9 protein-coding genes are annotated in these 11,980 nt (G+C 69.6%); 3 read left to right on the top strand and 6 right to left on the bottom strand.

Annotated elements, in window-relative coordinates:
- Positions 1–29: 29 nt before the first annotated feature.
- From aztD to aztB, 4 genes are read right to left on the bottom strand one after another with little or no spacing between them, the layout of a single operon-like run.
- Complete coding sequence (aztD, locus tag ABTZ89_RS03080) at positions 30–1,196, bottom strand: zinc metallochaperone AztD (RefSeq protein ID WP_351039447.1); 1,167 nt, start codon at positions 1,194–1,196, stop codon at positions 30–32.
- Between the two features lie 51 nt (positions 1,197–1,247).
- Positions 1,248–2,192 (bottom strand): zinc ABC transporter substrate-binding protein AztC, encoded by a 945-nt coding sequence (gene aztC / locus ABTZ89_RS03075; RefSeq protein WP_351039444.1) that lies wholly within the window; start codon positions 2,190–2,192, stop codon positions 1,248–1,250.
- A complete protein-coding gene (locus ABTZ89_RS03070) occupies positions 2,189–3,403 on the bottom strand; it encodes a hypothetical protein (protein WP_351039441.1) in 1,215 nt (404 codons plus the stop codon). The genes aztC and ABTZ89_RS03070 overlap by 4 nt, the downstream gene beginning before the upstream one ends.
- Positions 3,404–3,405: 2 nt before the next feature.
- Complete coding sequence (aztB, locus tag ABTZ89_RS03065; protein ID WP_270948707.1) at positions 3,406–4,275, bottom strand: zinc ABC transporter permease AztB; 870 nt, start codon at positions 4,273–4,275, stop codon at positions 3,406–3,408.
- A gap of 76 nt (positions 4,276–4,351) precedes the next feature.
- Between aztB and aztA the strand changes: the two genes are divergently transcribed.
- A complete protein-coding gene (gene aztA / locus ABTZ89_RS03060; RefSeq protein ID WP_351039437.1) occupies positions 4,352–5,062 on the top strand; it encodes a zinc ABC transporter ATP-binding protein AztA in 711 nt (236 codons plus the stop codon).
- Positions 5,063–5,130: 68 nt separating this feature from the next.
- Here the strand turns inward: aztA and ABTZ89_RS03055 are convergent, their stop codons facing one another.
- Both ABTZ89_RS03055 and uxaC read right to left on the bottom strand, forming a co-directional pair.
- Positions 5,131–6,432, bottom strand: a complete 1,302-nt coding sequence (locus ABTZ89_RS03055) for a mannitol dehydrogenase family protein (RefSeq protein ID WP_351039434.1) — start codon at positions 6,430–6,432, stop codon at positions 5,131–5,133.
- Entirely contained in the window at positions 6,429–7,883 is a 1,455-nt protein-coding gene (gene uxaC, locus ABTZ89_RS03050) for a glucuronate isomerase (protein ID WP_351039431.1), read from the bottom strand. The genes ABTZ89_RS03055 and uxaC overlap by 4 nt, the downstream gene beginning before the upstream one ends.
- A 249-nt stretch (positions 7,884–8,132) precedes the next feature.
- On the opposite strand from uxaC, the gene manD reads away from it, so the two are divergent.
- On the top strand, positions 8,133–9,371 hold the full coding sequence (gene manD / locus ABTZ89_RS03045; protein WP_270948703.1) for a D-mannonate dehydratase ManD: 1,239 nt from the start codon (positions 8,133–8,135) through the stop codon (positions 9,369–9,371).
- An 86-nt stretch (positions 9,372–9,457) separates the two neighbouring features.
- Positions 9,458–11,977, top strand: coding sequence for a glycoside hydrolase family 31 protein (locus tag ABTZ89_RS03040; RefSeq protein WP_351039428.1), 2,520 nt, complete (start codon positions 9,458–9,460; stop codon positions 11,975–11,977).
- The last annotated feature ends 3 nt before the right edge of the window (positions 11,978–11,980 follow it).

The raw sequence follows: 11,980 nt of genomic DNA, 5'->3' as shown, positions 1-11,980 counted from the left end.
GGCACCCGGCGCAGTGTGTTGGGCAGGCGTCAGGAGTGGACGCCGCTGAGTTCGTTCGGGGCGGCGGGCAGGTTTCCGGTGGTGACGGTGTCGCCCGAGGTCAGATCGATCGCGTGGATCTCCTTCTTGGCCGGATCGGTGACGTACGCGGTGCCGCCGCGGACGAACAGCGCTGGCCGGGGCTGCTGCCACTCCAGCGGTTCCTGCCAGGGGGCCAGGACCGGGATGGTCCGGGTCACCTGGGCGGTTGCCGGGTCGATCTGGTGGATCTTGCCGTCCGTGCCCAGGACCAGGGCCTCGCCTCGCTCCCCGCGGGCCAGCGAGCGGAAGGTGTAGCTGGTGCCGATGTCGACCAGCTTCATCGTGCCGTTGGTGGTGTCGATGAGCGAGATCTGCTCGGGGCGCTCCAGTTCGGCGTGCTCGTCCTGCTTGTAGTCGCCCAGCACGATCGGCGAGGTGTCCGAGCCCGCCTGGTTGCCGATCCGGCCGTACTCGGTGGGGCTGGTGACCTTGGTGATGGTGCCGCCGCGGTAGATCAGCGCGCCGTTCTCGCAGCCGACCACGACGGTCTCGCCCTGTGCGGTGGCCTCGCCGTGCACACCGGGGCAGTCCTCGTTGCGTGCGATCTCCTTGCGCTCGGCGTCGAGAACCGCGATGCCGGACCGCTCCTCCTCGTTGCCGATGGTGACCACGAGCTCGCCGTTCGCCAGCTCGATCGCGACGCCGTGATGAGGTTCCGGCGCCCGGTACACCTCGGTTGGCGGCAGGTCGTCGCCGAGTTCCTCGGGGTTGAAGGTGGTGGCTTCACCGGTGCCGTCGGCGAAGAGCACGGTCTTGCCGGCGTGCCGCACGACGTGGCCGGGCTTGGCGCCGGGGAACTCGACGTCGGTCAGAACTGCGCTGGCCGCGTCGAGCACGCGGAAACCCGTTGCCGTGGAAACCAGGACGTGGCGTTCGTCCCCGGCCGGGTTGAGGCGGTTGAAACCCTCCAGCGGCAGGTCTTTGACGACCTGGAGCGTCTTGCCGTCGAGGACGTACGCGCCACCGTCGTAGGTGACGACGATGGGATCGGTCGTCGCAGCGGCCTGGTCCTGCTGGGACCCTGGCTGCGTGGTGCCGCAGGCGCCCAGCACGACCGACAGCGATGCGACCACGCACCCGGTCGCGATCTTGTTGGGTAAACTGGTTCTCATCATCACCATTCCACTGTGGATGGACAGATCATGCCGGCACGCGCCGACTCGGGATCAACCTCGACCGAGTCCTCGGACGATGGCCTCGGTGTTGGACCGCATCATTTCCAGGTAGTCGCCGGCTCCCCGTCCTGGTCTGCTCAGCGATTCGGAGAACAGCGGCACGACCTCGACCTGGAGTCCGGCCTGGTCGGCGAGGACCTGCGCGAGGCGGTCCGGTTGGGAGGAGTCGGCGAAGATCGCCGGCACTCCCGCGGCCCGGATGGTGTCCGCGAGGGCCTTCAGGTCCGACGCGCTGGGTGAGGCGAGCGTCGTTCCGCTGGGGATCACCGCACCGACGACCTCGAAGTCGTACCGCTGGGCCAGATATCCGAACACGTGGTGGTTGGTCACCAGCTTGCGGCGTTCGGCCGGGATGCGGGCGAACTGCTCGCTCATCTCCGCGCCGAGCTGGTCGATCCCGGCGCGGTACTGCGCGGCGTTGGCGCGCACGACCTGCGGGTTCACGCCGTCGACGTGCGCGATGACCTGCTCTGCGATCACGTCGACCGCTCGGCTCATCCGCCCGGGGTCGGTCCAGAAGTGCGGGTCGAGCTGGCCGTCGGTGCCCGCCGCGGTGTAGCGGACGGGGTCCACTTCGGCGCCCACCGCGACGGCCGGGACCCCAGCGGCTTCGGCGGCCTGGACGTTGCGTGCGACGCCCTCCTCGAGTCCCAATCCGTTGTGGACGACGAGTCCGGCTTGTTCCAGCTTCGCCGCCTGTTGCGCTGAGATCCCGAAGGAGTGCGGGTCCGCGTCGGGTTTCATCAGCACCGTCACCTCGGCTTCGCCGCCGACGATGTGCCGGGTGATGTCGCCGAGGATGTTGGTCGTGACGACTACACCCGACTTCTCGTCGCCGGTGGCGGTGCAACCGGCGAGGGCGAGCAGGACCGCGATTCCGACGGCGACGAGCAGGTGGAACGCGTTCCGACCGCCGAGGCGAGCTGCCGCGCTCATCGCCCGGTCTCCACCATCTGCACGACCCGGCCACCGAGGTCGAACGTGCGAGCGCGGCGGAGGTCGTCGTTGTAGTCGATCTCGTGGACAACACCCGCAGACGCGTCGTTGACGTAGGCGCGGGTGGTGTCGACCTCGATCGTCGGCGCGTCGCCCTCCCCCACCGGGCCCCTCAGCAGCGGGACTGTTGCCGTCTCGTGGCCGGTTTCGGCGTCGAATGCGTGCAACGCCCCGTCCGGAGTGACGGCGAGCAGCGGGCCGCCGGCACCGACCGCGTTGACCGCCAGCGTCGGACCGGTCGCGGCGAACGTCCACGCGCGGTGCGCGACGTCGAGCGACCAGACGCCGCTTTCCCCTGCCTTCGCCGCGAGCGTGTCGCTGCCCGGCCGGTGGTGGAACTCCTCCGCCCGCTCCTCCTCGGGCACCGGCCGCGGGTACGGGATCTTCTCGCCGCTGAACGTTCCGTCCTTCGACGTGACGAGGAGTGCACCGTCGGCGCACCCGAACACGACGCCCCGACGCGTGGCCGCGGCGCCAGCGGGGTTCGGGCACGGCTGGTCGATGGCCGCCGCCGGCTGCCCGTCGCGGTCGCGAACCTGAACTCCGCCTACTTGACCGGGCTGCTCGACCGGGACGAGGAGGTGACCGTCGTGGGGCACCACGGCCGCCCCGCGCGCGACGTCCGAGATGCGGCCCGTTTCGCCGATCGTCCCCTCATCGAGCTTGGCGCGATCCAGCAGGCTAGCGCTGCCATTGCCGAACGACACGGCTACGACCGCGGGATCGCTGTGCGCGCTCACCAATCCTGATCCCGGGATCGTCCCGACCTCGCGAACGGCGGCGCGGTAGTAGTGCACGTGATCGCCGTGGTCGACTTTCCAGGAGCCCGTGTCGACGATGCGCACCGCTCCCCCTGATTCCAGGTAGGCGAACCGCCCGTCACCAGCAGCTCCCTCGACTCCGGGCGCCTGCCCCACCTCCGTCACGTCGCCGGTGATCAGGTCCAGCACGCGCACGGCCCCGGAGTCCGCACCGGTCACCGTCAAGCGCGACTGCGCCTCTGCGGTCTCTTCCGCCCCCTCGACGTAGCCGTGCGGCAGCTCTTCGGCGGGCTCGGACGCTTCCGGTCCGCTGCCCGCGCACCCTGCGAGGACCACCGCGACGACCGATAACCCGGCGATGCCAACGGTTTTCTTGCTGATTCGCTTCACGATCACCCTTCGATTCCGGCTTCGATCCGCCCGCGTGGAGTGGTTGAGAGCCGCTGCATGCGGTGGCGGAGTTCCGCAGCCAGCGCGGAGAGGAAGAACAGTCCGACCGCAGCGGCCGAGATCGTCGCTCCGGCCGCGGTGCCCCAATGCCACGAGCCCACCAGCCCGACGGCTGTCGCAGTCGTGCCGAGCAGCGCCGCGCCGAGCATGATCGCGGGAATCCGGTCGACCCACAGGACGGTCGCGGCGGGCGGCGCGATCAGCAGGCTGAACACCAGCAGCGTTCCGACGACGTGGAACGAGGCGACGATCGCCAGCGTGACCAGTCCCAGCAAGCACGCGTGCGCCAACCGGGGTCGCAGCCCGAGCGTGTGCGCCTTCCGCGGGTCGAAGGCCAGCGCGACGAACGAGCGGTGGCCGAGCACGGACACCACGACGGCGACGACCAGCGCGACTGCGAGAAAACCGAGGTCCTGCGGGCGCACCGCCAGCACGTCGCCGAAGAGGAAGCCGGTCAGGTCGACCGCGAAGGACTGCGAGTGCGAAACGATGATCACGCCCAGCGACAGCATTCCGACGAACAACAGCCCGATCGCGGTGTCCTGCGACAGCCGCGAGGACCTGCCGAGCGCTGTCACGCCGAGCGTCATCGCACCAGCGCTCAGCGCCGCCCCGAGCAGCAGATTCCCACCCAGCAACGAGGCCAGCGCGACGCCGGGGAGCATCCCGTGCGACATCGCGTCGCCGAGAAAAGCCATGCCGCGCAAGACGACCCACGTGCCGACCAGCGCGCAGATGGACGAGACCAACGCCCCGGCCCACAGCGCCCGCGCAACGAAGGACACCTCAAACGGGACGAACAGCCAATCCATGACGAAGCACACTATCGAAAACAGTTTTCAATGTCGATAAGATGGCCGTGACGTCCAACACCACACGAGGAGCGCCGTGACGATCGCCAGTGATCAAGCGGAGATCACCATCCACGACTTGACGGTCGGCTACACGCGCGAACCCGTGCTGCACGGCCTCAGCACCGCACTCCCGCGCGGGCGGACGACTGCCATCCTCGGACCGAACGGCTCCGGCAAGTCGACCCTGCTCAGCGCGATCGCGGGCGTGCTCCGCCCCGCTGCGGGCTCGATCGACCGCGCGACCAGCCGACCGCCCGCGTTCGTGGCACAGCGGAGTGCGGTGTCCGATGCGCTGCCCATCAGCGTCCGCGACACCGTCTCCATGGGACGGTGGGCACATCGCGGCCCGTGGCGGCGCCTGACCTCCCACGACCGGGCCGTCGTCGAGGAATGCTTGGCGTGTTTGGAACTCCTCCCGCTGGCGACCCGCCGACTCGGCTCGCTGTCGGGCGGCCAGCGACAGCGCGCTCTGCTGGCGCAAGGCCTCGCCCAGGAGTCCGATCTCCTCCTGCTCGACGAACCGAGCTCCGGACTGGACGCCGAAGCGCAACGCCTGATCACCGACGTGCTCGAGAGCACCAAGGCACGCGGAACGACCGTGGTCCAGGTGACCCACGACTTCACCGAAGCACTGCGCGCGGACCACTGCCTCGTGCTCAACGCGGGACGACTGGCCGCCGCGGGCACCCCCGACGACGTCCTGACTCCGCAGATGCTCCAGGAGGTTTGGGGCATCCCCCGCTAGCACGTGGATGGTCTCCGACCCGCGGTCCCGATCTGGGCCCGACGTCGCGCACTGCGCTGGTGGCGGCTTTACGCGGTTCGGTCGGCGGTGAGCCGCAAGTGCTCGACGTAGTCCTCCACCGCGGAGACCAGCTCCCCGTCGTCGGCGAGGGTGACGTCGAGAGCGGACAGGATGCGGCGCGCGGCATCCGCCGAGCGGGCCAACGAGACCAGTTCGTCGGCGCGCGGGTCGCTGACCGGGCGGTCGCGCAGATGGATCAGCCAGCCGGCCAGCACTGCGACCGGGGCTTCAGGCATCCGCTGCGCGGCGCGTTCGGCGCGCAGCACCGGCAGGATCCGCGCGGGGATCTTCTGGGAACTGCCCGCAGCGATTTGCAGCAGGTTGTGCCGCACCCCGCGGGAGGAGAAGCGCTGAAGCAGACGCCGCCGGTAGTCGGCCAGGTCCTCCGCTGGGAGAGACGCGTGGTACGACGCGATGTCCCACCACGACTCCGTCAACCTCGCCAACATCGGGTGCCGGACGGCCTCGTCGACGGTCGCGCACCCCAGCGCAGGGCCAGCGCAGGCCAGCAGCGTGTGCGCACCGTTGAGGAACCACAGCTTGCGCCGCTCGTACGCGGCGAGGTCGTCGACGAACCGGGCACCGGAGTTCTCCCACGCGGGCCTGCCGAGCGGGAAATCCCCGGCCAGCAGCCACTCGCTGAACGGTTCGGTCACCACCGGAGCCCGATCCTCGAGCCCGGTGAGCCGCGCGGCGGTGGCGACGTCCTGCTCGGCGGCTGCGGGCGTGATGCGGTCGACGACCGTGTCGACGAACGACACGTGGTCCTCGATCCACGAACGGAATCGCGGACCCTCCCCCGCTGCGGCGGTGCGGATCGCTTCCCGCAGCACGCCGCCGTTGCCCGGCAAGTTGTCGCAGGGCACGAGCGCGATCGGGGCACCGCCCGCGCGGTGACGCCCGCGCAGCCCGGCGAGGACGCGGCCGATCGCGGTCCCGTCCTGATCATCGAACACCCGGTAACCGGCCTCGGTGATCGTCAGCGTCAGCAGCGCCACGTCGGGAGAAGCCAGATCGGCGAGCCACTGGTCGGTGTCGCTGCCGGGATGGGCGCGGCTGATCGCATCGACGATCTCCGCCTGCGGCTCCCCTTCTCCGCGCACCTGCAGCGAGTACAGACCGTCCTGCTCGGCGAGCGCGCGCGGCAGCTCGGTGTTGCGGAACGTGTAGGCCGCGATGCCCCAATCCGGATCGGCCATCGTGTACACGGCCTGGTGGGCCCGGTGGAACGCGCCGAGTCCGAGGTGGACGGCGCGCACCGGAGCCGGCGGACGGACGTGGGCAGCGGCGCGGGTCAGTCGTGTCGTCACAGCCGGAACGCCTTTCGCGGCTGGCGGTCGTGGAGGTCGTGGATGACGAGGGCGGCGTCGTCCTCGCTGAGCACGTGCTCGGCGACGAGCCCCGCCAAGTGGGCCGCGTCGACCCGGCGAGCCGTGTCGTGGCGGGCGGGGATGGAGCAGAACCCGCGGGTGTCGTCGATGAATCCCGCGTTCCGGTAGAAGCCTGCCGTTTCGGTGACGGCGTCGCGGAAGCGGTACATCGCGCGGGGCGCGTCGAGGAACCACCACGGAGCACCGAGGTAGACCGACGGGTAGAACCCGGCGAGGGGGGCGAGTTCGCGGGAGAAGACCGTCTCGTCGAGGGTGAACAGGACGGTCTGGAACCGCGGGTTCGTGCCGAAACGCTCCAGCATCGGCTGCAGCGCGCGGGTGAACTCGGCCTGCAGCGGGATGTCGTGACCGGTGTCGGGGCCGAAACGGCGCAGGGTGTCCGGGTGGTGGTTGCGCCTGCTTCCGGTGTGCAGCGCCATGACCATGCCGTCCTCGCTGGACATGCGGGCCATTTCGCCGAGCAGCTGCTGCGACAGCAGGCGAGCGTCATCGGCGCTGGCCGTGCCTGATCGGACCGCATCGAACAAGCGCTGCGCCTGCGCGGCGTCCAGGAACGCCATGCGCGCGTCGGGGGCGCTGTGATCGGTGGCCGTGGCGCCGTGCGTGCGGAAATGCTCCCGGCGGTTCTCCAGTGCCCGGACGAGCCCGTCGTAGTCGCCGGTGTCGATGCCGCTGGCGGCGGCGAGGTCGTCCAGTGCCGCGGTCCAGCCGGAGGCGGTGGCATCGAGGTAGCGGTCGGGGCGGAAGGTCGGCACGACGCGGCCCGACCAGGACGGGTCTTCGGCCAGCGCCCGGTGGTGGGCCAGGTCGTCGGCGGGGTCGTCGGTGGTGGCCAGCACTGCGATCGCGAACGAGTCGTACAGCGCGCGCGGCCGGAACTCGGGCTTGCGCAGCCGGGTGGTGAGCTCGTCGAACAGCTCGTCGGCGGTGTCGGCCGACGGCTGCACGGTCACGCCCAGCACATCGTGCAGCTCGGCTTCCAGCCAGCCCCGGGACGCGGTGCCCAGGAACAGGTGCCAGTGCTCGCAGAAGGTCCGCCACACGTCCCTCGGCTGTGCGGGGCCGGTGCCGCCGGCGCCGTCGCGCAGTCCGAGGTCGGCCAGCCCGACGCCGTGGGCGTGCAGCAGGCGGGTGACGTAGTGGTCGGGCGTGACCAGCAGCGACGCGGGGTCGGAGAACGGTTCGTCGTCCGCGAGCAGACGGGCCTCGACGTGCCCGTGCGGACTGATCAGCGGGAGGTCGCGGACGCTGTCGTAGAGCCGCCGTGCGATGTTGCGCTGGGACGGTTCGGGCGGGAGCAACCGATCCGGATGAGGGGCGAGCGGCACCGCGCGCTCGCGGTCGCGGTGGGTCCCAGAGGTTGCTGCCATGCCACGGTCCATACGGGCAGCGTCGCCATCTCGCGAAACCGCTGCAACTAGTTGCCAATAGTTGTCATGCCGAGAGGATGCGGTGGGGCCGCATGTCACGAGGTGGATGGTCGGCAACAAATGGCAACTGATTGCCAGTCCACGGGGCGACTCCTACGTTGAACCGACCGCGAGTCCCGCAGCCACCGCACCGATCACCCGAGCACGGCGGACCGGCGACCGCTCGTCGTTTCAAGTCAAGGAGGACCAGTGCTCATCGAGCGCGCAGACGTCATCGTCACCAGCCCGGGCCGCAACTTCGTCACGCTGAAGATCACCACCGACGACGGCGTGGTCGGCTACGGCGACGGCACCCTGAACGGCCGGGAGCTGGCAGTGGCCAGCTACCTCACCGACCACGTCGTGCCGTTGCTGATCGGGCGCGACGCGCACGCCATCGAGGACACCTGGCAGTACCTGTACCGCGGCGCGTACTGGCGACGCGGTCCGGTGACGATGGCCGCGATCGCGGCGGTGGACACCGCCCTGTGGGACATCAAGGCCAAGGTCGCCGGACTGCCGCTCTACCAGCTCCTCGGCGGGGCCAGCCGCGAGCGGTGCCTGGTCTACGGTCACGCCAGCGGCAAGGACGTTCCCGAGCTGTTCGACTCGGTGCGCGAGCACCTCGAGGAGGGCTTCCGGGCGATCCGCATCCAGACCGGCGTGCCGGGCCTGGACTCGGTGTACGGCGTCGCCTCCAGCGCGGCCGCCTCGATCGGCGACGACACCCGCTACGACTACGAACCCGCCCGCCGCTCGGCGCTGCCCGCCGAGGAGAGCTGGGACACCCGCGCCTACCTGCGGCACGTGCCCTCGGTGTTCGAAGCCGTCCGCGGCGAGTTCGGCGAGGACATCGCGCTGCTCCACGACGCGCACCACCGGCTCACCCCGATCCAGGCGGCCAAGTTGGGCAAATCCCTGGAACCCTACGACCTTTTCTGGCTCGAGGACGTCACGCCCGCCGAGAACCAGGAAGCGCTGCGCTGGGTGCGTCACCACACCACCACGCCGCTGGCGATCGGCGAGGTGTTCAACTCCGTGTGGGACTACCAGCACCTGATCCGCGAGCAGCTCATCGACTACGTGCGCTCGCCGATCACGCACGCCGGAGGCATCACCAGCGTGCGCCGGATCATGGACTACGCGGCGATGTACCAGGTCAAGTCCGGCATGCACGGCCCGACGGACGTCTCTCCGGTCGGACTGGCGGCCGCGGTGCACCTCGGTCTGGCACTGCACAACTTCGGCATCCAGGAGTACATGGTCCACAGCGAGCAGACGCGGGAGGTCTTCGGGCCGACGCACGAATTCGCCCTCGGCGGCCTGCGTCCGAGCGAGGAACCCGGTCTGGGCATCCACTTCGACGAAGACCTGGCGGCGAAGTACCCCTACGAGCGGGCGTACCTGCCGGTGAACCGGCTCCAGGACGGCACTGTTCACGACTGGTGAGCCGAGCGCCCGCGCCGCCTCTTCATCGTCATCGTCAGCGCTGCCACCCGTGCAGTGACCAATTCGCCAGATCGAGAGAAGTCCACGTGCGTGTCACATCACGAGTCGAGCGGGTGGAACGGGCCGGTGACCAGGTCCGGGTCCACACCGACGGTGTCGAGATCCGGCTCATGTTCATGGCCGACGGCATCCTGCGTCTTCGCGCCGGTTTCCAGGGTGATTTCGCCGAGGAGTCCTACACGCTCACCACGACGGCGTGGCCGGACCGGCTCGACGAGTTCATGGGCGCCGAGCGCACGCGGGTGACGCCGCTGCCGTTCGACGTCGAGGACCTGGGTGATCGCGTCAGGGTGACCGGCGGGGACCTCCGCGTGGACGTCGAGAAGGACCCGTTCCGAATCCGCGTCCACGACGAGGCGGGCACCCTGCTGCACTCGGACGTCGTCGGTCTCGGTTACCTGGAGGACTCGAACGGTCGCCGCATCCACACCAGTGAGATCTCCCGCGACGACGCGTTCTACGGTTTCGGCGAGACCACGGGGCCGCTGAACAAGGCGCAGAAGCTCATCACGATGAGCCCGAAGGACGCCCTCGGTTACGACCCGCGCGAAACCGACCCGCTGTACAAGCACATCCCGTTCTACCTCAAGATGAACCGGGAGAACCGGAAAGCGGTCGGGTACTTCTACCACAACACCTACGATTGCGATTTCGATCTCGGCCGGGAGCGGAGCAACTACTGGCCCCCGCACAGCCGCTACCGCGCCGACGGCGGCGACATCGATCTCTTCCTGATCGCCGGTCCGGGCATTCGCGACGTCGTGCAGCGCTACACCGCGCTGACGGGCAGGCCGCCGCTGCTGCCCAAGTACGCGCTGGGCTACCTCGCCTCGTCGATGTACTACTCCGAACTAGACGCCGACAGCGACGTCGCGATCACCGAGTTCATCGACATCGCCCGGGCCGAGGACATCCCCGTCGACGGTTTCCAGCTCTCGTCGGGCTACACCACGCAGGAGACCGAGGCAGGAGCGAAGCGGTGCGTGTTCACCTGGAACGAGCGCCGTTTCCCCGATCCCGAGGGCTTTTTCGCCGGGATGGCCGAGCGCGGCATCACCGTGTCCCCGAACGTCAAGCCCGGTGTCCTCGACGTCCATCCCCGCCTCGGGGAATTCGACAGCGCGGGCGTTTTCGTCAAGCGCAGCGCCGACGCGGCCGCGACAGCCGGTGACGGCCCCGCCGCCGGTGCTTGGTGGGGCGGGCCGGGCCGGTTCGTCGACTTCACCAAGCCCGCCGCCCGCGAGGCGTGGCAGCGCTGGCTCACCGAAGCGGTCCTGAACAAGGGCACGACCTCGGTCTGGAACGACAACTGCGAGTACGACGGCATCATCGACGCCGACTCCGGCGTCGACTTCGAGGGCTCAGGCGCGACGATCGGCCGTCTGCGCAGCGTCATGCCGAACCTGATGTGCCGGGTGACCCGCGACAGCATCGCCGCGACGAATCCGTCGGCACGTCCCTACATCGTGTGCCGCTCCGGTCACGCGGGCATCCAGCGCTACGCCCAGAGCTGGGCGGGCGACAACTCCACCTCGTGGGAGTCGTTGCGGCACAACATCGCCACGATCCTCGGGATGGGCCTGTCCGGTTTCCCGCACCACGGCTGCGACATCGGCGGATTCCACGGCCCCGCGCCCGACCCCGAGCTGCTGGTGCGGTGGGTGCAGAACGGCGTCTTCCAGCCGAGGTTCTCCATCCACTCGGTCAACTCCGACAACACGGTGACCGAGCCGTGGATGTACCGCGACCACACGCCCTACATCCGGGATGCCATCAAGCTGCGCTACCGGCTTTTCCCGTACCTGTACTCGCTCGCGGCCCGCGCCGCGGCGACCGGCTGGCCGATCATGGAACCGCTGATCAGCGCGTTCCAGCACGACCCGGCCATCGACGAGACGTCCGAGGAGTTCATGCTCGGCGACGCGCTGCTCGTCGCCAACGTGCTCACCCCGGGGGCGAGCACCCGCGCCGTCCGGCTTCCGGAAGGCGAGGTGTTCTACAACGCCTGGACCCGGGAGCGCTACGAGGGCGGACAGGTCGTGGAACTGCCGGTGGACCTCGGCTCGATCCCGCTGTTCCTGCGTGGCGGCGGCATCGTCCCGGTCGCGGAGAACCAGCTGAACAGCCTCACCCGCGACGAGGTGACCCAGCTGCGCTTGATCTGCGCCCCCGATCGCGACGCGGAGTTCACCCTCTACGAGGACGACGGCCTCACCCGCGCCCACGAGGACGGTGCGTTCCGCGCGACCGACGTCCGGATGACCGCCGGCGAGCAGGTGCGCTTGGCGCTGACCCGGCGCGGCGAGTACCGCAGCACCGTCGAACGGCTGCTGTTCGACGTCATCCGGCCCGGCCGGTGCCCGCACTGGGTCGCCCTCGACGGCGAGCGCCTCCCGCAATACCTGCACCGCGGCCACTTCGACGCCGCGGAGACGGGCTGGCACTACGACATCGGGCTCGGATCCGTGCTGATCAAGACCCTCGACCCGGGCGGCGATCTCGCCGTCACGATCTCGTTCGAGCCCATCGACATGATCGGCATGTGAGAA

The organism is Saccharopolyspora sp. NPDC002686 (genome assembly GCF_040295745.1).
Taxonomy (GTDB): domain Bacteria; phylum Actinomycetota; class Actinomycetes; order Mycobacteriales; family Pseudonocardiaceae; genus Saccharopolyspora; species Saccharopolyspora oryzae.
Note: the sequence above shows the minus strand (reverse complement) of the source record. Positions and strands in the feature narration are given on the sequence as shown.